This window comes from Actinoplanes sp. NPDC023801 (assembly GCF_040639655.1).
GTDB lineage: Bacteria > Actinomycetota > Actinomycetes > Mycobacteriales > Micromonosporaceae > Actinoplanes.
In genome coordinates this window covers 18,240-40,051 of the sequence record NZ_JBFAAI010000049.1, presented here as the reverse complement: position 1 = coordinate 40,051, position 21,812 = coordinate 18,240, and the positions used below count along the sequence as shown (strand labels likewise).

Below are 21,812 nucleotides of genomic sequence, written 5' to 3'. Positions count from 1 at the left end.
CCGGTAGCTAAGCCCTCCAGCGCCGATGGTACTGCACTCGGGAGGGTGTGGGAGAGTAGGACGCCGCCGGACTCAACGTTAAGAAAGGCCCACCCGGGTGACCGGGTGGGCCTTTCTGCGTTTCCGGGTTCGCGCAGAGCGATGTCCCGGATCTGTGCGAGGTCGGCGCCATGTTTCGCCAGCCGCGGGTGTCGTTATGTTGCCGTTACCTCGCGGCGCGAACCAGGTGGACGGAATGTGCATCGGACCTTGTGGGAGTGCCGAGTCACGGACGTCGGCGCTACGGGGAGAACGACGGTTCGCGGGATGAGGGAAGACCGATGCGACGCATGGCGACGGTTGTAGTGGCCGCGATGGCTGGGCTGGCGGTTCTTGCCGGATGCAACAGCGGCCCGGTGCGGGTGGACGGGGTGGCCGAGCCGATCGGAGGGGTGCCGGCCATCTCCTCCGGCGGGGTCTCCGGCGGTGCCGCACCCTCAAGCGTGGTCACGTCGCCGTCCGCGGCCGGCTCTCCGTCGAAGTCGGCTGGGCCGTCGGCGTCGGTTGCCCCCTCGAGGACGGTGAAGCCGAAGCGTACCGATCCCGTTGACGAGAAGCTGACGATCGGCCCTGACGGGTTCGGCAAGGTGAAGCTCGGTATGTCCGTGGCGGAGGCCTACCGGACGGGCCAGCTGGACGGCCCGGCGCCGAAGAAGCTCGACGATTGCGAGTTGGGCGTTCCCCTTTTCCGGGGCGGGACGATCCGTGCCGCGGTCACTCTCAGCCCGCGGATCGGTGTCGGCACCATCGTGGCCTACTCGAATGTGTTCACGCCGGAAGGTATCGCCTTGGGCAGCACCTTGGACGAGGTCGTCGCCGCGTATCCGGGCTGGGATTCGTTGGAGATCGGCGACCCTGACGACCATCGCCAGGCCGTGAAGGTCGCGGGACGCAAGGACACCTACTACGACATCGAAGTTGTCGACGGCGAAGTTGTCGCGCTGCGGCTCTACCTGATCGAGACCTGCTACGCCTGATCCATCCCACCGGGTGCGGCCGGGCGGACCCGCGATGGTGGTGCGGGGCACTTGCGGTTGTGGGGTGGTGACTCGTACCCGCAAATGGGTGTGAAGTGGGCGGAGATGGACGGTCCGAAGATTGTCCTCCTTGACAGGCGTGGTCTGGTTTCGGCATAGAAGGGAGTACGCGGGGCCGACCAGTGCACGACCGATGCGAGGGAGGAACGATGCGGATCAGCGACATTCTGCGGGTCAAGGGTGAGCAGGTGGTCACCGTTGCGCCGGAGGTGAGTATCGAGCGGCTGCTGGCCGTTCTGGCGGAACACGGGATCGGTGCGGCTGTGGTGTCGCGCGACGGTTCCGTGGTGGACGGGATCGTCAGTGAGCGGGACGTCGTGCGGGCCCTTGCGGCGCGCGGGGCGGCGGTGCTGGCCGAACCGGTGAGCGCGATTGCGACCGCGCAGGTCCGGACGGTGCCGCCGGAGGCGCAACTGGAAGATGTCGAGCGGCTGATGACCGAACGGCGGTTCCGGCACGTGCCGGTGGTGGTCGACGGGGCGCTGCGCGGTGTGGTGAGCATCGGCGACGTGGTCAAGAACCGGATCGGGGAACTCGAGGACGAACGGAGCACGCTGGCCGGCTACATCACCGGAGAGCGGGTGTGACACGGCGACGCCACCACCTTCCCAGGCGGTGGCGTCGCCTCCGGTCAGCGGTTGAGCAGGGCAGACAGGCGGTTGCGGCCGCGGGCGGGGACGGTCGCCTTGCGGCGCCGGGTCAGGAACACGGCGGCGGCTGCCGCGGCGGCCAGGGCCAGGGTGGTTCCGGTCGCGGTCTTCTTGGGATTGCGGCGTACGGCCGAGGTCACGCGCTGCCGTGCGCCTTCGGTCGTGCCGTTCGCGTCGGCGGATGCCTCACTGAGCAGGGTCTGGTTCGTGGTCATCGCTCGTCCTCCGGGGAGATTCGCAGGCTGGGTATGGGCCGTATGCCCAGTGTGTGACAGGGGCCAACCGTGCGTTGCGGTTCATTCACGCTCCAGAGGCGACGCTAATCCGACACCGCCGCGGGTGTTGTCGCTGAACCGACAGTCTCGCCGCCTGGTTCCTCCGCCTCCTCCGCTTCCGTCTCCTCGGGGTCCTCCTCGTCGGGGTCCTCCTGGACGGTGGCCGCGGAGGAGGCGTAGACGGTGGCGGTCTGGGTGGAGCCGTAGATGATCGGGACCGCGACGGTGGGGGTGCGGGCGTAGAAGTCGGCCAGCGGATCGTCGTCGGTGTCGTCGACCTCCACGTAGGCGTGCGAGGTCACTCCGGGCGGGGCCACGTCGTCGGCGTCCGAGGTCAGGCGATCGCGGTGGAACGGGGCGGCCGGCTCGACCGGGCGTTTCCGGGCGTACGGCACCAGTGCCCCGGCGCTCTTCGGCACGTTCACCAGTACCGGGTTGATGTTGTCGTGGACCACCTCGGCGAGCTCGGCCAGGGCGCGGCGAACCGATTCCCGGCCGGTACGGGCGAAGTCGCCGACCAGCAGCACCCGGTCGGCGAGCGCGGCCAGGGCGATCGGGTCGGCGGTGCTGAGCACCGCCGACGAGTCGAGCACGATCACGTCGGCGTGTTTCTCGCACGCTCGCAGCACGCGGGCCAGCTGGCCGCTGTCGAGCAGATCGGAGTGGCCGCCGTCGCGGTGCCCGGCCGGGATGAGCCGCAGGTGCGGCACCGACGTGTCCTCCAGCACCTCCGACACGGTGGCATCCCCGTCGAGCAGCGTGGTCAGGCCGTGGTCGCCGGGCACCTGGAAGACGTGGTGCAGCTGCGGGTTTCGCAGGTCGGCGTCGATGAGAAGCACCGCACGGCCGGCCTGGGCCAGGGCCACCGCCAGGTTCGCGGCGGTCGTGGTGCGGCCCTGCCCGTCGCCGGGGCTGGTCACCAGGATCGTGGTGGTGTTCGTCGGGCGCAGTGCCGGGTGCAGGCGGGACCGCAGGTACCGGTACGACTCGGCGGTCGATGACTCCGGGTCGCGCAGCATGATCGGGGCGCCGGTGGCGGTACCGCTGGGCCGGCCGTGCCGCGGCACGGTCGCCGTCACCGGTGTGCCGGCGAGGACGGCGAAGTCCTCCCGGCTGCGGATCCGGCCGCGGGTACGGGCACGCAGCACGGCGGTGGCGGCACCGAGCAGCAGACCGGCGACCGCACCGGCGGCCAGGTACCGGGCGAGCGGACGGGTCACCGGCTCGTCCGGCAGGCTGGGGCCGGTGAGCACCGTGACGCTGCCGGGGCCGTTCGAGCGGTAGGCGACGTACGACTCGACCAGAGCGCGCGCGCCGACGTGGGCGTCGATCCGGTTGCCGGCGGTGTAGACGATGTTCAGCACGTTCGAGTCCGGGACCACCTCGACGGTCAGGCCCCTCCGGAACGCTTCGGTGCCGAGCCCGGCCTGGCTCGCGGCCGGCAGCAGCACCGCGTCGGAGAGGGCGATCTGACGTTCGGTGTCCGCGTCGCGGGGGAGGGCGGCCTGCGCCGGGGCGCCGGGGCCGGTGCTCGGCCGGACGGCGGGGGCGGCGAGCCGGGAGTCCAGCAGGACGGTCGCCCGCGCCTCGAATGCGGGCGGCGCCGACCGGTGCAGGGCGAAGGCCGCTGCGAGCGAAGCGGTCATCACCACCAGTGTCCAGGGACCGTATCGGCGCAGCATCCGCGCGGACCGTCCGTAGGTCGTCATTACTGGTAGTCCTCCTGATATCACTGAACTCAGGCCGGGAATTCTTCCACCATGCGGTTACTCTCCGCGTCGATCATTCCGGCTGATCTCACTCGGTGTTACGGCGGCCGTCCAGAGGTGGACGGTGGATATGGCACGGATCTCCATCGAGGCGATTCCGGGTAAGCGGCACGGCGTCGTCGCGCGTAGACAGGACGTGATGGAGTTCGCGACCTTCTACGAGAACGCGCGCGACGACTGCCTGCGGACGGTGACGGCGGTGGTGGGGCAGCGCGACCGCGCCGAGGACCTCGTGGCGGAGGCGTTCGCGCGTGCCTGGGCGTCCTGGCCCACCGTGCGGCGGCATCCGGCGCCGCGCGCCTGGGTGGTACGCACCGCCTTGAACGCCCACGTGTCCTGGTGGCGGCGGAGACGACGGGAGGTGCCGGCCGCGGACTGGGCGCCCCACGACCGGGCCGGTCCGGCCGACGGCACCGGTCTGCCGGACGCGCGGCTGATGGCGGCGCTGCGGTCCTTGCCGGAACGGCAGCGGCAGGTGGTCGCTCTGCGGATCTTCCTGGACCTGGACAGCGAGACGACCGCGCGGACTCTCGGTATCGCCGCCGGTACGGTCACCGCCCACCTCGCCCGCGCCACCCGTGCGCTGCGGGCGCACCTCAGCGAGACGGAGGCACTGCGATGATCGATCAGGACGAGATGCTGTACGACCGGATGCGTGCCGGTTTCGAGCCGGTACGGATGACCGGTGACCTGGACACGGTCACCACCCGCGGCGGCGTGGTGCGGCGCCGGCGACGTGCCGGGGCGGCGGCCGGCGCCGTCCTGGCCGTGGCGGCACTGGCGGCGGCCCTCAACCTGCCCGTGACGGGCACACCCGCGGAACCCGCCGAGCTGGTCGCGTGGTCGGTTGCCGCCGAACCGGACGGCACGGTCAGCCTCACCATCCGGGAACTGCTCGACGCCGAAGGGCTCTCGGCCGATCTGCGACGCGCGGGTGTCCCGGCGCGGGTCGACTTCCTCCCACCGGGCTCGCCGCCCTGCACCGGCGACGGGGAGGGCCGGCCCGGGCTGAAGGACGTGCTGGACCAGCAGCGCGGTCAGGGTGGTGAGGTCAGGTACCGGATCCGGCCGGGGGCCATGCCGGCCGGGACGACCCTGCACCTGGTCATCGTCGCGGGCCCGGACGGCGAAGGGGCCCATGCACGGATGTCCCTGGTCGACGGCGTGCCGGGCCGGTGCTGACCGGATCAGCGGACCACCAGGCCGGGCCGGCGCGGTTTGCGGGAGTGGCGCAGCGCACGGACCCCGAGGGTGAGCAGGATCAGCGCCGCGGTGTCGCGGGACAGGTGGAACGCCGCCGTGGCCGGGTCGAGACCGGTGTCGATCACCCCGGCCAGGATCACTCCGGCGGCCGCGGACAGAGCCGCGGCACCGGCCAGCGGGCCCAGCGCGGCGCGCGGGCGGCGGAACCGGTCGCCGTGGCCCCGCCAGTATCCGGGCAGCCACCGTTCCAGCAGCATCGCGAAGGCCAGGGCGGGCACCACCGCCCACACCGCGACGGTGGCCGCCATCAGCAGACCGGCACCCTCGAGGGTGGCGGCCACCGCCGCTGCGGTGGCCAGCATGATCACGTCGAGACGGCGGCGGCCGTGTCCGCTCTGCGCGGCCAGCCAGATCGCGCCGGCCGCAAGCGGAGGGACCGGGGCGAACGGCGTCGCGGCCGCTGCCAGGCACGCCGCCAGATAGGCGGCCGCGAACAGGGCCGAGCGCACGGCGTAGCGGGGGTTGCTCACGGCGGCGACCTTCGGCAGGCCGGCGGGCGGCCTGAGCCTTTCAGTAGGCGGCGCTCGTCTGTCAGCCGGCTGCGCTGGTGAGGAACCGCAGGAGGGGTCGCAGTTCGGTCGGCACGCAAGGCTCGGCAACGGTGCCGCGCCAGTGCCGCCCGCCGTATTCGACGGCCAGCTGGTAGCGGGTCAGATCGGCCCGCGAGGAGGCGCCGATCCCGGCGCCCACACGGTTCAGGTCGATCTGCTCGACGAGGCGGGCCAGCTGGGCGGCCTGGTCGTGGGGGAGGGACGCGGAGTCGAGGACGACACGCAGGGATCGGCCCGCGAATCCGCCTGATCGACGCAGCTCGGCTCGTACACGAGGGGTCACGTTCTCGACGGTGACATCGGACCGACATGAACGCTGTCGGATCTCGGCCACTACGGGTTGTCTATATCCGGACTCCGCGGACTGTGCCGCTACCGGCCCGCCGACCAGGTGAGCACCGGGTGGTCCGGGTCCGCGTTGCCGATCACGGCACCGGCCCGGCGCTGCGGGTCGCACGTCGTGAAGTAGATCCGCTGGCCCTCCACATAACGGCGCATGCCGGGGTGGCCCGGGTCGGACGGGGTGCCGTCGCGCGACGCCATCCGCCGGGCCGTCTCGGTGAACGGCACGTCCAGGAACAGCGACAGGTCCCAGGCGCCGGCCAGTTCGTCGCGGTGCAGGAACAGGCCGTCCACGATCAGCAGGGCGTTCCGTTCCGCCTGCCGGGGTTCGGGGGTGAGCACCTCGTCGGTACGCACGTCGTGGGCGGCCGGGCGGTAGCGCCGATCACCACCCGGGCCGAACGGCTCGAGCACGTCGGCGCGGAACCGGTCGTAGTTGTAGGAGTCCAGCCAGAAACCTTCCGGCGAGTCCCGGCCACGGCGATGACGGATCGCCCGTACGTGATGGAAGTCGTCGATCGACAGATGGACCACCGGGCGGCCGCGGTCGCGCAGCACGGCCGCCAGTTCCGTGGCCAGGACGGTCTTGCCGGAGCCGTCCGGACCGTCCACTCCCACCCGTACGACATCGGGGTCCGCAACGATCGCGTCAGCGATCTCGGAGAGGACGAGCGCACGGGCCGCGCTCAGCACTCCGGGCGGCCCAGCCTCCAGTAGCCCATGAACGCGACCGCGCGCCGGTCCACGCCGCACTCGGACACCAGGTGGCGGCGCAGCGTCTTGATCACCGCAGCCTCGCCGGCCAGCCACGCGTAGAAGCCGTCCGGGGCGCCCGCCGACTCCTCCGGCACCTCCCACAGGATGTCCTGGTCGATGTCCACGTCCTCTAGCTCGGCCGTCGCCGGGCCGGTGCAGTCTCCGAGCAGCCGCTGGGCCACCTCACGCACCGCCGGGATCAGTGCGACGCCGTGCCCGGCACCGTCCCGCGGCAGCCAGGTCACCGTGAAACCGGCCGGTGCGGTCAGCTCCAGGCGATCCCCGAACTCGGGGACCTCCAGCAGCGCGTGACCCACCGCGTCGGCCGGGAGCCGGGAAAGAATCGAGGCGATCGCCGGGACCGCCGTCTCGTCACCGACCAGGAGGATCCGCCGGGTCGTGGCCGGCGGGTGGAAGTCGATGCCGCCGGACGGGCCGCCGAAATCGGCGTTCGGGCCCATGATCATCATTTTCGATCCGGGGCCGGCGGCGACCGCCCAGCGCGAGGCGGGGCCGTTCACACCGTGCAGCACCATGTCGACGTCGATCTCGCGGTCCGCGGCACGGACGTTGCGGACCGTGTACGTGCGGATCGGGTTGCGCCGGTCGTCGGGCAGGGCCCGCCACCGCGTGTACCAGTCGGGGCCGGTCGGCAGGTGGTCGTGGCCCGCGTCGTCCAGCGGCGGGATCAGCTTGATGCGCTGGTCCCAGCCGTTGTCGGCGAACCGGCTCAGCTCGTCGCCGGTGAACGTCACGCGCAGGAAGTTCGGGCTGAGCCGGACGATGCGGGCGACCTCGACCGGGAAGAACCGGAACGGGGACGTCTCGGTCGGCACGACGGTCTGGGTCACGGTCGCCTCCTCTTTAGGTAACCCTAACCTAACCGCTGACCCGCGGCCTGTCACCACCGCCCCCGGGCCGCGCTTCCGGCGGTGCTCCGGGATCGCAACCGGCGCAGCCTGCGGAACGGGGCCGGCGCGCCGATCAGAACGGTCCCGCCGAGTCACGGCCCCGCCGCAAGGAGACGACATGCCGCAGACCCCGTCCGCGACGACGGCCCTGACCTTCAGTGACGCCGACGCCCTGCCGTCGCTCGCCGAGGACTGGGCCGCCGCCCTGCAGCCACCGACCGTCCTCGTCGCCGACGACGATGCCGACGTTCGTGACGTGGTCGCCGTGCGTCTGCGCGCCGCCGGGTACCGCATCCTGGAGGCCGGCGACGGTCACACCGCGATGGCTCTGGCCGTCGGTGAACGACCCCAGCTGATCCTGCTCGACGTCTCGATGCCGGGCCTCGACGGTCTCGGCTTCTGCTACGAACTGCACTCCTCGCCGCAGACCGCAGACATCCCGGTGATCATCATCAGCGGCCGCGGCACGCCGGCCGACCTGGCCCTCGGTGAGATGGTCGGTGCCGAGGACTACCTGGTCAAACCGTTCAACCCGGCCGAACTGCTGCGCCGGGTCGAACGCCTCGTCCCCGCGCACGTCTGACCCGCCGGCGGCCCGCCGCGGGTGGCTCGGCCACCCGGAAGCGGCGGTGCCGCCGTCACCGGCCGTTGTTCATCAGCGCGATGCTGCAGCGGGCCCGGTGCAGCAGATGCCGGCCGATCGACGGGCGCAGTGTCACCCGCAGCGCCCGCCGGGCCCGGGCACCGGCCACCACCAGCTGGGCCCCGGCCGCCGCCTCGGCGAGCACCTCGCCGGGCGCGCCCACCAGGACCTCGGTGCTGACCGGAACCTGCGGGAACCGCCGGCGCCAGCAGTCCACCACCGCGTCGAGACGGCTGCGTTCGGCCGCGACCGCGGAGAGGTTGGCGTCGCAGAGCAGATCGCCCGGCGGTGGTGTCCAGCCGTGCACCGCACGGACCGGCACACCACGGACCGCGGCCTGCTCGAAGGCGAACCCCAGCACCGTGGCGGCGGCCGGTGAGTCGTCCACGCCGGCCACCACCGGATCGGTGTCGCGGGGCTCGCCGCGTACCACCACGACCGGGCAGCGCGCGTGGGCGCTCACCGACGCGCTGGTCGAGCCGAGCAGCGTCCGCACCGCGGAGTGCCGTGGCCCGCCGACCACCACGAGCGCGGCCTCGGCACTGCGCTGGGCCAGGGCCACCGCGGCGGTGCCGTGCTCGACCCGGGTGCGCAGCCGGACGCAGGGATGCGTGCCGGCCGCGATCTCCAGGGCCCGGCCCAGCATCTCGCCCACCGCGTCGTCGGTGTCGGCGTCCGGGTAGACGGCGGCGGCCGGCATCATCGCGGCGGCGGGCACGTAACTGGGCCACTCGTACGCGTAGAGCAGCTCGACGGTGGCGTCGGTCCGCTGGGCCTCGTCGAGCGCCCAGCGGGCCGCCTTGCGTGCGTCGGGTGATCCGTCATACCCCACGACGATCCTCTGAGTGGCCACGGTGCCGCCTCCTCCGCTTCCTCCCCTGATCGTCGTGGGTCGGACTCACTTCTTCAATACCGCCACGACCGCTTCGGCGACTCCGGTCGACGACGCCGGGTTCTGGCCGGTGACCAGGCGGCCGTCGGTGACGACGTGCGGCTCCCAGTCGGGCGCCCCGGTGTGTTCGGCGCCGAGCTCCTCGAGACGGCTCTGCAGCAGGAACGGGACCACCTCGGTGAGGCCGGCCGCGGACTCCTCGCTGTCGGTGAACGCCGCGACCCGCCGGCCGGCGACCAGCGGGGTGCCGTCGGAGAGGGTGAGGCCGGTCAGCGCCGCCGGGCCGTGGCAGACGGCGGCCACGACACCGCCGCGTTCGTACAGCTCCCGGGTGAAGGCGGCGAGGCCGGGGTCGGAGGGAAAGTCCCACATGGCGCCATGGCCTCCGGCGAACAGGACGGCGTCGTAGCCGGCCGGGTCCAGGTCGGCGAACCGGGGCGTCTCCTTCAGCGGGACCTGCTCGGTGAACTCCCGCTGCACCGGATCGCTCAGGTCCGCGCCGTCGACCGGAGGCTCCCCGCCGGCCACCGAGGCGAACTCGACGGTGTAGCCGGCGTCGGTGAAGACCCGCCACGGGTGGGCGGCCTCGGGCAGGTAGTAGCCGGTGGAACGCACGCCGCCCAGGTCGCCGTGACTGGTGAGGCCGATGAGAATTTTTGTCATGCCCGAACCATGCCCTCCCGAGGGCATCAGCAACCAAGAGGAACGATGAGAGCAGCCATCGGAATACTGATGGGATGCTCGATCTGCTGCACACCTTCCTGACCGTCCACCGGGCCGGCACCATGACACGGGCGGCCGAGACGCTCGGGCTGTCCCAGCCCACCGTCACCGCGCAGCTGCGCACGCTGGAGAGCCGGATCGGGCAGCCGCTGTTCGTCCGCGGGGCCCGGGGTGTGACACCGACCGCGGCCGCCGACGACCTGGCCCGGCGTCTGGACGGTCCGATGGACGTGCTGGCCGGGGTGGCCGCGTCGCTGGCCGGCGCCGGCAACGCGGCCGGGCGGACATTGCACCTGGGCGGACCGGCGGAGCTGGTGAGTGCCCGGGTGCTGCCGGCTCTGGCCGGCGTCATCGCGGGTGGAACCGACGTGCGGGTGCGGCTGGGCCTGGCCGACGATCTGCTCGGGGAGTTGTCCGACGGCCGGCTCGACCTGGTGGTCAGCGCGATCCGGCCACGCCGGGCCGGTCTGCACGCCGAGCCGTTGTGCGATGAGGAATTCGTGCTGGTCGCGGCCCCCGGCGTGGGCACCTCCGACCTTCTCGCCTACGCCGAGGAACTACCGATCATCCGGCGCTGGTGGCGGCACGTGCTGGGGACCCCGCCGCCCCGGCGGGCCGTCCTGGTCGTGCCGGATCTGCGGGCGCTGCGGGCGGCGGCGGTCGCCGGGATCGGCGCCACGGTGCTGCCCCGTTACCTGGTCGAGGACGAGTTGCGGTCCGGCACGCTCGTCGAGGTGCGGCCCACCGACGACCCGCCGATCAACACGCTCTATCTGGCGACCCGGGCCGCCGCCCGCGACGAGCCGCACCTGAGGGCGGCCCGCACGGCGCTGCTGGCGGCCGGTCGGGAGTGGTGAGCGGCGGGAGACGGCCGGCGGCCGGGAGCGATAGGCGATGAGCCGTAACCGGTCAACGTTACGGGGATCACCCATCCACGGTGCGGGATCGGAAACAAGGAGTTGATCTGCGGCGGATATCGTCCTCGCGCCGGGCCCGGGTTTACCACTTGTTTATCGGTGTTGTCCAGGCTTTGCGGAGTACGCCCCGAGTACGCCAGTTTGAGGAGAAACGCACAATGGTCGTCAAGGCCGAATACCTCTGGGTCGACGGAACCCAGCCCACCGCGAAGCTGCGCTCCAAGACCAAGATCCTGGCCGACGGCGAGAAGCCCGGCATCTGGGGCTTCGACGGTTCCAGCACCAGCCAGGCGCCCGGTGACAAGTCCGACTGCGTGCTCCAGCCGGTGTTCGTCTGTCCCGACCCGATCCGCGGCGGCGACAACATCATCGTGCTGTGCGAGGTGGAGCTGATCGACGGCACCCCGCACCCGACCAACACCCGCGCCCCGCTCCGCGCGGTCGCCGAGAAGTACGCCGACCAGGAGGCGATCTTCGGCATAGAGCAGGAGTACACCTTCTTCAAGGACGGCCGTCCGCTCGGCTTCCCGGTCGGCGGCGGCTACCCCGCCCCGCAGGGCGGCTACTACTGCGGCGTCGGCGCGGACGAGGTCTTCGGCCGCGAGATCGTCGAGGAGCACATGGACGCGGTGCTCGCCGCGGGCCTGAACCTGTCCGGCATCAACGCCGAGGTCATGCCCGGTCAGTGGGAGTTCCAGATCGGCCCGGTCGCCGCGCCGCAGGTCGCCGACGAGCTGTGGGTGGCCCGCTGGCTGCTCTACCGCATCGCCGAGAAGCACGGCGTGTCCGCCACCCTCGACCCGAAGCCGGTCAAGGGCGACTGGAACGGCGCCGGCGCGCACACCAACTTCTCCACCAAGGCCATGCGTGAGGGCTACGACGCGATCATCGCGGCCGCCGAGGCCCTGGGCAAGAAGCGCCAGGAGCACGTGGACGGTTACGGCGCCGGCATCGACCAGCGCCTCACCGGCCTGCACGAGACCGCCCCGTGGACCGAGTACAGCTACGGCGTCTCCGACCGCGGTGCCTCGGTGCGGATCCCGTGGCAGGTCGAGAAGGACGGCAAGGGTTACATCGAGGACCGCCGCCCGAACGCCAACGTCGACCCGTACGTGGTCACCCGCCTGCTGATCGACACGATCTGCTCCGAGCTGGCCTGATCGACGCAGTCGAAGGCCACCGCGCGTATCCTCCGCGCGGTGGCCTTCGACGTCCTGCCCGGCGATCCGTCGTCGCCGGTGATCCTGCACGTGCCCCATTCCTCCCGCGAACTCGTTGATTCCGGGCTGTTTCCCGACGTCGTCGGGGAGGAGCTGGACCACCTCACCGACGCGTACACCGATCGGATCGCGCTGCGGGCGGCCGAGACCGCGAGGACACGCCCGTGGATCTTCGTCAACCGGCTGTCCCGGCTGGTCGTCGATCCGGAACGGTTCATCGAGGACGAGATGCTCGCGGCCGGCATGGGGCCCGTCTACACCCACGGGCACGCGGGGCGGCGGTTGCGCGCCGACGACTCCTCCCGCGACGCCGTCCTTCTTCAGGAGCATTTCCATCCGTACGCCGAAGCCATGACCACCCTCGTGAGCGGGCGGCTGGCGGCCACCGGGCGGGCGATCGTGCTCGACGTGCACTCCTACCCGACCGTGCGGCTGCCCTACGAGTTGCACGGCGACGGCCCGCGCCCACCGGTCTGCCTGGGCACCGACCCGTTCCACACGCCGCCGTCGCTGATCGGCGCCGCGCGTGCCGCCTTCGGTGACACCGGCCTGGACAGCCCGTTCGCCGGCTGTTACGTCCCGCTCGAGCACTACCGCCGGGAGCCCGCGGTGACCGCCCTGATGATCGAGATCCGCCGGGACCGCTACATGATCGAACCCGGCGGCCCGCCCACCGGAGGTCTCCTCGTGATGGCGGATGCGCTGGCCGCCCTCGTCGATGCCGTTCCCTGACCGGGTGACCGGCGAACGCGCCGATTCCGGGGCCGGGATGACATGATGGCCCTGGCAGGCAGGTGCCCGCTGGGAAGGACACGGCGATCGATGGCGAACTTCGAGGCGAGAACATCCGCCGGAAGCGGCCGGATCACGGTGACCCTCGCCGGTGAGTGCGACCTGTCGTCACGTGACCACCTGACCGCCGTCCTGCTCGACGCCGTGCAACGCGCCAAGGCCGTCTTCGTGGATCTGGCCTCGCTCACCTTCATCGACTCCAGTGGCGTGCACAGCCTGGTCACCGCCCATCACGCGGCCAAGCACACCGGAGGAAGGATCTACGTGACCGGCGCGACCGGGCCCGTCGCCGCCGTCCTCGAGCTCACCGGCCTCGACAGTCTGCTGCGCGCCCCAGCCGACGAGCGCCGTCATGTCTGAGCTGAGCCTGATGCCCGAACCGGACGGCATGTTCTACGAGGCGGCCGACGACCTGCGGCGTGTCCGGGCGTTCGTCACCGAGCGGGCGCTGGCGCTCGGGCTGCCCGCCGGGCGGGTCGAGGTGCTCACCCTCGCCGTCAGCGAGCTGACCACCAACACGTTGCAGCACACCAGTGGTGGCGGGCACATCCGGATCTGGGCTCAGGACGGCAACCTGATCTGCGACGTCGTCGACGAGGGCGCGAGCCGCCCGTTCGGCCGGGCGATGCCGTCCGCCGAGGCGATCCGGGGCCGGGGGCTGGCGATTGTCGAGCGGGTCTGCGATTCCGTCCACACCAGTGCGGTGCCCGGCGGGACTCTCGTACGCATCTGCCTCAGTCTCTGACTTCTCTGTCGCGCCCGTGGGTGGCGGCACCCACCGCGGGGACCGGCCCGGCATCCGCGTGCGCTGCGTCGCGGTCCATCATGGCCTGGTGGATCTCATGTTCGACGCGGGTTCGCCGGCCGGCCGCCCGGCGCTGCGGATGGAGGTGGCCGGCCGTGGTCTCCTGCTGATCCGGCAGGGCGACGAGCCGGTGGTTCTGGGCCGCGTCGACGACGGTTGCTACGGCGTCGACTACGTGCGCACCGGGCGCTACCGTTCGCCGGTCCCGCCGCTGCGGGCCGCCCACGCGGCCGGCGTCGCCGGCGGCGGCGACGAGACCTGGTGGGCTCGCTGGGCGCATCACTTCCGGTCGGAGCTCTCCGATTCGGCGTACGGGCCACTGCACGCCGGCCGATGGCTGCTGAGTTCGCGGGTGCCCCGGCTGCGGACGGTGTGGCGGTGGGAGCTGTTCGCCGCGGACGAGGACTACTTCTACTACGAGGGCGACTGGCCGGTGCTGCCGTTGCGCACGCCGTCCGGCGCGAGCGACGGGCGGGTCAAGGCCTATCGGAAGCAGGTCCGCGACGGCACCCTGCCGCCGGTGCTGCTGTGGTGGGTCAGCGGCCTGTGCGGCTACGTGGTGCTGGACGGGCACGACCGGCTGGCCGCCGCCCTCGCCGAACACCGCGAACCGCCGTGGCTCGAGCTCACCCGCCTGGACGCGGACAAGGCCGCCGCCACCACCAGTGAGCTCGTCGACCGCTTCCTGGAACACGACGAGGTGATCCGGCGTCACCCGGGGACCGAGCGGGCGCTCACCGTTCTCGGACGGCAGTTCGGGTCGGACCTGCGGGCAGCCGAGCACACGGAGGCCCGTACCCGCGCATGGCCGCTGCCGGGCGGAACCACGGCCTGGGCGCGCCTCGCCGAGCGGCACGCGCCGGCCCTCGCCGCGGCCCCGGACCAGCACGTCTAGACCAGCACGCGGACCGCCAGGGTGCACGTGTCGTCGTCGGGGCTCGGCGCGTGCAGCATGCCGTGGATGCGGGCCAGCTGGTCCGGCCCGCCGGAGGCGGAAACCGCCGACAGGTGCTCGCGGACCTCGCCGGACCGGTCGACGACCTCACTGTGCCGGCGCTCCACCAGACCGTCGGTGAAGAACAGGACCAGGTCATCCGGCTCCAGGCGGGTGTCCGCGGTCGGGAAGTCGGTCTCCGGTTCGGCGCCCAGCAGCAGGCCCGGCGGCCGGTCCAGCTCGGTGGCACGGCCGCCGCGGCCCAGCAGCGGCGCCAGATGCCCGGCCCGCGCCCACGGCAGCGCCCGCGTCCGCGGATCGTAGACCGCGACCAGCGCCGTCCCGGTGATGCCCAGCTGCGCACACAGCCGGTTCATGTGCGCCAGCAGCTCACCCGGTTCCCGGATGCCGATCGACAGCCACGCCACCAGCGCGAACCGCAGATGTGCCATGCCACTCGCCGCCTCCAGGCCGTGCCCGGCGACGTCGCCGATCGCGAGCGCCACACGGCCGTCCGGCAGGGTCTGCGCGTGATACCAGTCGCCGCCCACCTGCACGGCACTCTCCGCCGGCAGATAACTGACCATCGCCTCCAGGCCGGCGAGCACGAACGGCGACCGCGGCACCGGCTGGATCAGACTCTGCAACTGCCCGGCGAGGCGATGCTCGGCCAGAGCGGTCATCTCCCTGGTCCGCAGCCGGTCACTGAGCGATTCGATCTCGGTACGGGAGTCGACGCGCGCCGTCACGTCCTGCACCACCGCGTAGATCTTCACCGGTTTCCCGCCCGCGTCCCGGGCCACGTCCGACAGGATCCGCAGGTGCTTGACCGCCCCGGCGACCCGGAACCGGACCGTCACGTCCGAGGTGGCCCCGCTGTCGAGCGTCTGCCACGCCGCCTCGGCGATGCCCCGGTCGTCCGGCAGCATCGCGTGCGCCTGATCGGTCCGCGACAGCGGCCCCTCGGCGGTGTCACGCTGAAAGATCCGGTACATCCCCGGCGACCAGCCGGTGGCGCCGGTGGCCAGGTCGAGCTCGCTCCAGCCGAGACTGCCGAGCGCCTCGGTGTGCTCCAGGCGGCGCTGATGCTCGTCGACCCGCTGCCAGCAGATCAGCAGTCCGCCGAGCACGCGGTGCACACTGATCTCGAAACGGGACTCGAACACCACGCCCTCGCGTGACTCCTCGTACCGGAACTCGTCCATGTTCCCGGACACACCGCTCGTCAGCACCTCGGTGTAGAGCGTCCACAACGGACCACCGCGCAGCGACGGATAGAGCTCACCGAGCAGGCTGTCGATGCGCTGGGTTCCCCGCCCGAAGATGTCCCGGATCCGGTCACTGGTCGCCGCGATCCGGAAGTCGGTGACCGCACCGTCGGCCCCGCGAACCGGCACGACCCAGGTGCAGCCCACCGGAACCACGGCGAGCAACTCCCGTACGACCGCTTCGTCCACCATCCGAGCAGCCTAGCGGCACCCCACCGGCCCGGGGACGCCGTCACGACGGGAAACCGGGAGTGCGTGACACCTCCACCACGCCCAGTTTCGCCAGGCCCCGGAGCCGCCCGAGGAGCGGGCACCACGACGGCACGCGGTGCGGGGAACTGGCCGGCACGGCGCGGTCGTGAGCGCTACCGGTCGTACCGGGAAAGGCCCTTCAGGAAGGCGGCGTTGGAGCCGGACGCGCGCAGCTGCCGCAGCAGGTGGGACATCTGGTCGCGGGAACCGGGCCCGGCGAGGACGCGGCGCAGCCGGCTGATCAGCGGGACCTCGTCGGGATGCAGCAGCATCTCGTCGTGGCGGGTGCCGGAGGCGGTGACGTCGACGGCCGGGAAGACCCGGGCCTCGGCCAGGCCGCGATCGAGTTTGAGGTCGGCGTTCCCGGTGCCCTTCAGCTCCTCGAAGATCAGCGTGTCCATGGCGGAGCCGTTCTCCACCAGCGCGGTCGCGATGACCGTGACCGAGCCGCCGCCCTCCAGGCATCGGGCCGCGCCGAGCAGGCGTTTCGCCGGGTACAGGGCGGAGGTGTCGAGGCCGCCGGTCAGCGTACGCCCGCGGGGCGGGGCGGTCAGGTTGTAGGCGCGGGCCAGCCGGGTCAGGGAGTCGAGCAGCAGGACCACGTCGTCGCCCTGTTCGGCGAGGCGGATGGCCCGTTCGACGGCCAGTTCGGCGACCGCGGTCTGCTCGTGCGGCGGGCGGTCGAAGTTGGCGGCCACGACCTCGCCCTTGACGGTGCGGCGCAGGTCGGTCACCTCCTCGGGGCGCTCGTCGACGAGCAGGACCATCAGGTGGCACTCGGGGTGGTTGCGGCCGACCGCGACGGCGATGTCCGCCAGGAACGTGGTCTTCCCGGCTTTCGGAGGTGCCGCGATGATGGCCCGCTGGCCCTTGCCGACCGGCATGAAAAGGTCGACGAGCCGGGTGGTGAGCACGGCCGGGTCGGTTTCCAGGTGCAGCCGCTCGTGCGGGTGCACCACGGTTCGTTCGCCGAAGCCGGGGCGCGGGCCCGGTGGGCGGCCGTTGACCGCGGTGAGCTGCAGGCGCCGGTTCGCGTCCAGGGTTCCGGTGACCCGGTCACCGCGGCGCAGGTGCAGGCGGCGGACCTCACCCCGGTGCAGCGGGAGGTCGCCGGGGGAGGGGGCGTAGCCGGACGGGCGCAGCCACGCGCGGTCGCCGGAGATGTCGAGCAGGGCGTCGACGGGTACGGGTTCGGACATGGGCGTTACTCGATTCGGTGAGTGCGCCGAACTGCTTCCGGTGCGCGGAACTGGGTCCGGTACGCGGAGCTGCGTTCGATGCGCGGGATTGCTTCCGGGGCCCGGGACTGCTTCCGGTGGGTGCGCGGACTGCTTCCGGTGGTGCGCCGAGCTGCTTCCGGTGGGTGCGCGGAACTGCACGACGACGGCAAGCCGGGGCTTGAACCGTGGAGAAGACCGCTGTGCGGCCGGGGATCTCGATCACCGGGGGCGTGTGAAGAGACGCCGTCATCCGCGATCGAAGTTGGGCCCACCTTAGCACCGTGACGCGGGAACGGCGATGATGGCAGCGGAGCACTCGCGGGGAGGGAGACCGGAATGCCGCTGTTGCGAAGGGTGATCGGGGAGGTGCTGCGCCGGATCCGGCTGGGTCAGGGGCGCACGTTACGGGAGGTGGCCGCGGAGGCCGGGGTGTCGCTGCCGTACCTGTCGGAGGTGGAACGCGGCACCAAGGAGGCCTCGTCGGAGGTGCTGGCGGCGATCTGCCGGGCGCTCGGCCTGGCCATGCCGGATCTGCTCGACGAGGTGCGCAAGGAGATGCTGCGGCAGGCGGCGCCGGCTCCGGCCTCCCGGTTCGTCACGCACCTGTCTGTCAACCGCGGCCAGGGTGGTCCGCGTTGCTCGGCGTCCCGCTGGATGGCGTGCGCCCGCGCGCCGCGGTCGCTGATCCGGCTGTGACGCTCGGGCTGTGACGTTCAGGCTGTGACGTTCAGGCTGTGACGTTCAGGCTGTGACGACCACCGGCGTGCCCGGGTCGACCTGGGCGAGCAGTTCGCGCATGCCGGCGGGTGGGGTGCGGACGCAGCCGTTGGAGACGTCCCGGCCGAAGACGGCACTGTTCGTCCAGGCGTGGATGCCGGTGTGTGCGCCCTGCAGGCTCGCCGCCAGCTTCTCCGGCGCGTCCGGGACCGAGCCGAGCACCAGCGCGTCCAGTCCGGCGTAGACCGGACCGGACGTGCCGGTGCGGCCCAGCACGAAGGTGCGGCCCAGCGGGGTGGGGGTGCGCTCGGTGCCGATCGCCACGGTCCAGCGCTGCTGCTCCTCGCCTTCCCGCAGCCAGGTGAGCCGGCGTTCGGCCAGGCTGACGACGAGCTGGTCACGCAGCGGCTCCGGCCTCCAGCCGGCTTCCGGGACCCAGCCGATCCGGCGGTTGGCGGCCGGCACCAGGACGGCGACCCAGCCGTTCTCGCGGGCGACGATCGGCACGACGACCGGCAAGCCGCTGATCCGCGCCGGCAGGTAGGCGCGGGGACGGCCGCCCGGTGCGTCGTACAGCGCTGTTCGCTTCTCCGGCCGCAGCGCCTCGGTGATCGGGACGACGGATGCGGGATCGGGGTCGGCGGGTAGGCCGCGGGGACCCTTCGCGTAGGCGATGACCGGCAGGCCGGCGGGCGGCTTCGCGGCCGGCGGCGGCACGGTCGCCGGCGGTGCGGGCGACGCCGGCGCCGAGGCCGCGACGGAGGTGCGCGGCTCCGCGAGGACGGCCCGGGTCGGTTCCTTGCCGCGGGCCAGGCCGACAGCGACGGCCAGCGCGAGGATCAGTGCGGCCGCCGAGACCGGCAGGACGAAGGGTCGGATCCGGGCGAACGGCATCAGCCCAGGGTAGCGGGATCCCTTTCGGGTGAACGAACTGCCGACGGCCCTCGTAACATCTGCCGACTAGTGTTGATCACATGCTGCGCAAGCTGGGCTTCCTCACCATCGGGCTGTTCGACGAGGCGGACCCCCGCCGCGGCCACGAGTCCACCCTCGAGATCATCGAGCTGGGCGAGCGCCTCGGGTTCGACAGCGCCTGGTTGCGCCACCGGCACCTGCAGTTCGGCATCTCCTCGCCGGTCGCGGTGCTCGCCGCGGCGTCGCAGCGCACCAGCCGTATCGAGCTCGGCACCGCGGTCATCCCGCTGGGCTGGGAGAACCCGCTGCGCCTCGCCGAGGACCTGGCCACCCTCGACCTCCTCTCCGGCGGCCGGATCAACCCCGGCGTCAGCGTCGGCCCGCCGATGCACTGGGACCGGGTCAAGGACGCGCTCTATCCGGGCACGGCCGAGGCGGAGGACTTCAGCTACGCCCGGGTCGAGAGACTTCTTTCGGCCGTACGGGGTGAGCCGGTCACGTCCTTCTCCGGTTACGAGGGGTTCGAGCAGTTCTCCGACCGGGTGCAGCCGCACTCGCCCGGTCTCGCGTCCCGCCTCTGGTACGGCGGGGGCAGCCTGCCCTCGGCACGGTGGGCGGGAGAGCACGGCATGAACTTCCTGACCAGCAGCGTGGTCAAGGCCGAGGAGTCGCTTCCCGCCGATTTCGAGCACATCCAGCACGCCCACATCCGCGAGTTCCGGGCCTGCCACCCGGACGGCGACCGGGCACGCGTGTCGCAGGGCCCCGTGGTGATCCCCACCGACAGTGCCACACCGGCCCAGGCCGCGAAGTACCGCGAGTACGCGGAGAAGCGGCTCCCGCGCACGCTCGTACCGCAGGGCCCGGCCCGGTTGATGTTCGCCCCCGACATCGTCGGCACCTCCGGCGAGATCGCCGAGCGGCTGTCCGCGAACGCCGCGTTCCGCGAGATCGACGAGGTCGCGTTCGCGCTGCCGTTCACCTTCGAGCACGACGACTACGTGCAGATCCTCACGGACATGGCCGAGCACCTGGGTCCCGCGCTGGGCTGGAGCCCGGCAGCCGCACGGTGACGACCAGCCCGCCGCCGTTGCGGGGGCGGGCCTCGACGGTGCCGCCGTGGGCGCGGGCCACCGACCGCACGATCGACAGGCCCAGGCCGGCACCCTTCGACGACGTCACCCGGTCGCCGTCGAGGCGGCGGAACGGTTCGAACAGCGCAGCCACGTCGTAGGCGGGGATCACCGGCCCGGAGTTCGTGACGGTGATCGTCGCTTTCGGGCCGCTTTCCACCCGTACCCAATCATCGGGCTCTTTGTTGTTGTGCCTGATCCCGTTCTCCACCAGGTTGCGCACGAGCTGTTCGAGCAGCAGGCCGTCGCCCCGGGTGAGCGCCGGCCCGGCCGCCACGGTGAGCGTCACCCCGGCCGCATCCGCCTCGGCCGTCGTCTGCTCGGCCACGTGGGAGACCACGTCGGCCAGGTCAACCGGTGCCGTCGCGGGCAGCTCCTGCTCCGAGCGGGCCAGCAGCAGCAGACCGCTGATCAGGCGTTCGTGCCGGGTGTTGATCTGCAGCAGGTCCTCGCCGAGCCGCAGCACGTCCGGCGACGCGGTCTTGCGGTGCATGGCCAGCTCGACGAGCGCCCGGTTGAGGGTCAGCGGTGTGCGCAGCTCGTGCGACGCGTTGGCGACGAACCGCCGCTGGCCGTCGAAGGCGTGTTCGAGGCGTTCCACCATGCCGTCGAACGTGTCGGCCAGTTCCTTCACCTCGTCGTCCGGACCGTGCAGGTGGATGCGCTGCTGGAGGCCGCGTTCGGCGGCGATGCGGCGGGCGGTGGCGGTGACCCGGTGCAGCGGGGCCAGCATCCGGCCGGTCAGCATCCAGGCGGACGCGCCGGCCGCGATCGCCACCAGCAGGAAGGCCAGTGCGCCCTGCTGGAAGAAGGATCTGCTGACCTCGGCGACCTGGGCCTCGATGAGCTGGTCGGCGGCCTCACCGGTGAGTACCACGTCGTTGCTGACGATGACGCGTTTCAGGTTGCGGCCGTCCTCGACGGCGGGCGGGGTGAGCGTCCACGGCAGCTGGTTGCGGAACAACAGGTAGGTGACACCGAGCAGGGCCAGGCCCGCGACCAGGAAGAAGCCGAACCAGACGAGCGTGAGCCGCAGGCGCAGGGTGGGCCGGGGGAGTCTCATGCGATCCGGTACCCGACGCCGGGCAGGGTGTCGATCACCTGTGGATCGCCGAGCTTGCGGCGCAGTTTGAGGATCGCGAGCCGGACCGCACCGGTGAACGGATCGGCGTGCTCGTCCCACGCCTTCTCCAGCAGATGCTCGGCGGAGACCACCGTCCCGTCGGCGCGCAGAAGTTCGAACAGCACGGCGAACTCCTTCTTCGACAGCGAGACGTACCGGCCGTCCCGGGTCACCTCGCGGCGTGCCGGATCGAGGGTGATCCCGGCCCGGCGCAGCACCGGAGGGGTGCCGGGCCGGGTGCGGCGGCCCAGCGCCAGCACCCGGGCGGCCAGTTCCGGCATGGCGAACGGTTTGGTCAGGTAGTCGTCGGCACCGAGGGACAGCCCGGCCACCCGGTCGCCGACCTCCGCCGCCGCGGTCAGCATCAGCACCCGCGCCTCGGACCCCCCGGCCACCATCCGGCGGCACACCTCGTCGCCGTGCACCAGCGGCAGGTCCCGGTCCAGCACCACCACGTCGTAGTCGTTGACGCCGACGCGTTCCAGGGCCGCGGCGCCGTCGCCGGCCACGTCGACCGCGTGCGATTCCTCCCGCAACCACTCGGCGATCGCGTCCGCGAGCAGCCGCTCGTCCTCCACCACCAGGATCCGCATCCGCCGATCGTGTCACCGATGATGTTTCCACGGTGTTGGCGTCCGGCCAACGCCCCGGAAACGGCGTACCGG

Annotated in this window: 26 protein-coding genes and 1 pseudogene; 13 read left to right on the top strand and 14 right to left on the bottom strand. The window is 72.0% G+C overall.

Going from position 1 to position 21,812, the window contains the following annotated elements:
• Positions 1-280: 280 nt before the first annotated feature.
• On the bottom strand, positions 281-490 hold the full coding sequence (locus AB0G04_RS42860) for a hypothetical protein (protein WP_360996075.1): 210 nt from the start codon (positions 488-490) through the stop codon (positions 281-283).
• A gap of 70 nt (positions 491-560) precedes the next feature.
• Between AB0G04_RS42860 and AB0G04_RS42855 the strand changes: the two genes are divergently transcribed.
• The gene (locus AB0G04_RS42855; protein ID WP_360996072.1) at positions 561-1,016 is read left to right on the top strand and encodes a hypothetical protein; all 456 of its coding nucleotides are present in this window, start codon (positions 561-563) and stop codon (positions 1,014-1,016) included.
• A 209-nt stretch (positions 1,017-1,225) separates the two neighbouring features.
• Positions 1,226-1,663 (top strand): CBS domain-containing protein, encoded by a 438-nt coding sequence (locus tag AB0G04_RS42850; RefSeq protein ID WP_360996069.1) that lies wholly within the window; start codon positions 1,226-1,228, stop codon positions 1,661-1,663.
• Between the two features lie 44 nt (positions 1,664-1,707).
• Here AB0G04_RS42850 and AB0G04_RS42845 read toward each other — a convergent pair whose 3' ends face one another.
• Entirely contained in the window at positions 1,708-1,941 is a 234-nt protein-coding gene (locus tag AB0G04_RS42845; RefSeq protein WP_360996066.1) for a hypothetical protein, read from the bottom strand.
• A gap of 104 nt (positions 1,942-2,045) precedes the next feature.
• Positions 2,046-3,710 (bottom strand): polysaccharide biosynthesis tyrosine autokinase, encoded by a 1,665-nt coding sequence (locus AB0G04_RS42840; RefSeq protein ID WP_360996063.1) that lies wholly within the window; start codon positions 3,708-3,710, stop codon positions 2,046-2,048.
• A gap of 130 nt (positions 3,711-3,840) precedes the next feature.
• On the opposite strand from AB0G04_RS42840, the gene AB0G04_RS42835 reads away from it, so the two are divergent.
• Together AB0G04_RS42835 and AB0G04_RS42830 are read left to right on the top strand one after the other, a co-directional pair.
• Positions 3,841-4,392, top strand: a complete 552-nt coding sequence (locus AB0G04_RS42835) for a sigma factor-like helix-turn-helix DNA-binding protein (protein ID WP_360996060.1) — start codon at positions 3,841-3,843, stop codon at positions 4,390-4,392.
• Complete coding sequence (locus AB0G04_RS42830; RefSeq protein ID WP_360996057.1) at positions 4,389-4,952, top strand: hypothetical protein; 564 nt, start codon at positions 4,389-4,391, stop codon at positions 4,950-4,952. Before AB0G04_RS42835 ends, AB0G04_RS42830 begins: the two co-directional genes overlap by 4 nt.
• A gap of 5 nt (positions 4,953-4,957) precedes the next feature.
• On the opposite strand, the gene AB0G04_RS42825 is transcribed toward AB0G04_RS42830, so the two are convergent.
• From AB0G04_RS42825 to AB0G04_RS42810, 4 genes are all read right to left on the bottom strand, one after another.
• Positions 4,958-5,503: a hypothetical protein gene (locus AB0G04_RS42825; RefSeq protein WP_360996054.1), complete on the bottom strand. Its 546-nt coding sequence runs from the start codon at positions 5,501-5,503 to the stop codon at positions 4,958-4,960.
• Between the two features lie 61 nt (positions 5,504-5,564).
• The gene (locus AB0G04_RS42820; protein ID WP_360996051.1) at positions 5,565-5,867 is read right to left on the bottom strand and encodes a protealysin inhibitor emfourin; all 303 of its coding nucleotides are present in this window, start codon (positions 5,865-5,867) and stop codon (positions 5,565-5,567) included.
• Positions 5,868-5,956: 89 nt separating this feature from the next.
• Positions 5,957-6,619, bottom strand: a complete 663-nt coding sequence (locus tag AB0G04_RS42815) for a uridine kinase (protein WP_360996049.1) — start codon at positions 6,617-6,619, stop codon at positions 5,957-5,959.
• The gene (locus AB0G04_RS42810; protein WP_360996046.1) at positions 6,613-7,533 is read right to left on the bottom strand and encodes a siderophore-interacting protein; all 921 of its coding nucleotides are present in this window, start codon (positions 7,531-7,533) and stop codon (positions 6,613-6,615) included. Before AB0G04_RS42810 ends, AB0G04_RS42815 begins: the two co-directional genes overlap by 7 nt.
• 178 nt (positions 7,534-7,711) lie before the next feature.
• Between AB0G04_RS42810 and AB0G04_RS42805 the strand changes: the two genes are divergently transcribed.
• Positions 7,712-8,176 (top strand): response regulator, encoded by a 465-nt coding sequence (locus AB0G04_RS42805; RefSeq protein ID WP_360996044.1) that lies wholly within the window; start codon positions 7,712-7,714, stop codon positions 8,174-8,176.
• Positions 8,177-8,231: 55 nt separating this feature from the next.
• On the opposite strand, the gene AB0G04_RS42800 is transcribed toward AB0G04_RS42805, so the two are convergent.
• Both AB0G04_RS42800 and AB0G04_RS42795 read right to left on the bottom strand, forming a co-directional pair.
• On the bottom strand, positions 8,232-9,089 hold the full coding sequence (locus AB0G04_RS42800) for a universal stress protein (protein ID WP_360996041.1): 858 nt from the start codon (positions 9,087-9,089) through the stop codon (positions 8,232-8,234).
• A 45-nt stretch (positions 9,090-9,134) separates the two neighbouring features.
• The gene (locus AB0G04_RS42795) at positions 9,135-9,791 is read right to left on the bottom strand and encodes a type 1 glutamine amidotransferase domain-containing protein (RefSeq protein WP_360996038.1); all 657 of its coding nucleotides are present in this window, start codon (positions 9,789-9,791) and stop codon (positions 9,135-9,137) included.
• Positions 9,792-9,865: 74 nt separating this feature from the next.
• Between AB0G04_RS42795 and AB0G04_RS42790 the strand changes: the two genes are divergently transcribed.
• From AB0G04_RS42790 to AB0G04_RS42765, 6 genes are all read left to right on the top strand, one after another.
• Positions 9,866-10,708 carry a LysR family transcriptional regulator gene (locus tag AB0G04_RS42790; RefSeq protein WP_360996035.1) on the top strand — a complete coding sequence of 281 codons (843 nt, stop codon included), beginning with the start codon at positions 9,866-9,868 and terminating at the stop codon, positions 10,706-10,708.
• Positions 10,709-10,926: 218 nt separating this feature from the next.
• Entirely contained in the window at positions 10,927-11,928 is a 1,002-nt protein-coding gene (glnII, locus tag AB0G04_RS42785; protein WP_360996033.1) for a glutamine synthetase, read from the top strand.
• A gap of 39 nt (positions 11,929-11,967) precedes the next feature.
• Positions 11,968-12,720, top strand: a complete 753-nt coding sequence (locus AB0G04_RS42780) for an N-formylglutamate amidohydrolase (protein WP_360996030.1) — start codon at positions 11,968-11,970, stop codon at positions 12,718-12,720.
• Between the two features lie 90 nt (positions 12,721-12,810).
• Positions 12,811-13,140 carry an STAS domain-containing protein gene (locus AB0G04_RS42775; RefSeq protein WP_360996027.1) on the top strand — a complete coding sequence of 110 codons (330 nt, stop codon included), beginning with the start codon at positions 12,811-12,813 and terminating at the stop codon, positions 13,138-13,140.
• Entirely contained in the window at positions 13,133-13,525 is a 393-nt protein-coding gene (locus AB0G04_RS42770; RefSeq protein WP_360996024.1) for an ATP-binding protein, read from the top strand. The genes AB0G04_RS42775 and AB0G04_RS42770 overlap by 8 nt, the downstream gene beginning before the upstream one ends.
• An 88-nt stretch (positions 13,526-13,613) precedes the next feature.
• Entirely contained in the window at positions 13,614-14,480 is an 867-nt protein-coding gene (locus tag AB0G04_RS42765; RefSeq protein ID WP_360996022.1) for a hypothetical protein, read from the top strand.
• On the opposite strand, the gene AB0G04_RS42760 is transcribed toward AB0G04_RS42765, so the two are convergent.
• Positions 14,477-15,979 carry a SpoIIE family protein phosphatase gene (locus AB0G04_RS42760; RefSeq protein WP_360996019.1) on the bottom strand — a complete coding sequence of 501 codons (1,503 nt, stop codon included), beginning with the start codon at positions 15,977-15,979 and terminating at the stop codon, positions 14,477-14,479. The genes AB0G04_RS42765 and AB0G04_RS42760 overlap by 4 nt on opposite strands.
• A 173-nt stretch (positions 15,980-16,152) precedes the next feature.
• Complete coding sequence (gene rho, locus AB0G04_RS42755; RefSeq protein ID WP_360996016.1) at positions 16,153-17,238, bottom strand: transcription termination factor Rho; 1,086 nt, start codon at positions 17,236-17,238, stop codon at positions 16,153-16,155.
• 357 nt (positions 17,239-17,595) lie between these two features.
• Between rho and AB0G04_RS42750 the strand changes: the two are divergent.
• Positions 17,596-17,823: pseudogene (locus tag AB0G04_RS42750) on the top strand (helix-turn-helix transcriptional regulator); the annotation flags it as partial.
• Between the two features lie 177 nt (positions 17,824-18,000).
• Here the strand turns inward: AB0G04_RS42750 and AB0G04_RS42745 are convergent.
• On the bottom strand, positions 18,001-18,870 hold the full coding sequence (locus AB0G04_RS42745; RefSeq protein ID WP_360996014.1) for a L,D-transpeptidase: 870 nt from the start codon (positions 18,868-18,870) through the stop codon (positions 18,001-18,003).
• Positions 18,871-18,950: 80 nt separating this feature from the next.
• Here AB0G04_RS42745 and AB0G04_RS42740 point away from each other — a divergent pair, with 80 nt between their 5' ends.
• Positions 18,951-19,964 (top strand): LLM class flavin-dependent oxidoreductase, encoded by a 1,014-nt coding sequence (locus AB0G04_RS42740; RefSeq protein ID WP_360996011.1) that lies wholly within the window; start codon positions 18,951-18,953, stop codon positions 19,962-19,964.
• Here AB0G04_RS42740 and AB0G04_RS42735 read toward each other — a convergent pair.
• Positions 19,903-21,087, bottom strand: coding sequence for a HAMP domain-containing sensor histidine kinase (locus AB0G04_RS42735; RefSeq protein WP_360996009.1), 1,185 nt, complete (start codon positions 21,085-21,087; stop codon positions 19,903-19,905). The genes AB0G04_RS42740 and AB0G04_RS42735 overlap by 62 nt on opposite strands.
• Positions 21,084-21,740 (bottom strand): response regulator transcription factor, encoded by a 657-nt coding sequence (locus AB0G04_RS42730; protein ID WP_360996006.1) that lies wholly within the window; start codon positions 21,738-21,740, stop codon positions 21,084-21,086. The genes AB0G04_RS42735 and AB0G04_RS42730 overlap by 4 nt, the downstream gene beginning before the upstream one ends.
• Positions 21,741-21,812: the final 72 nt, after the last annotated feature.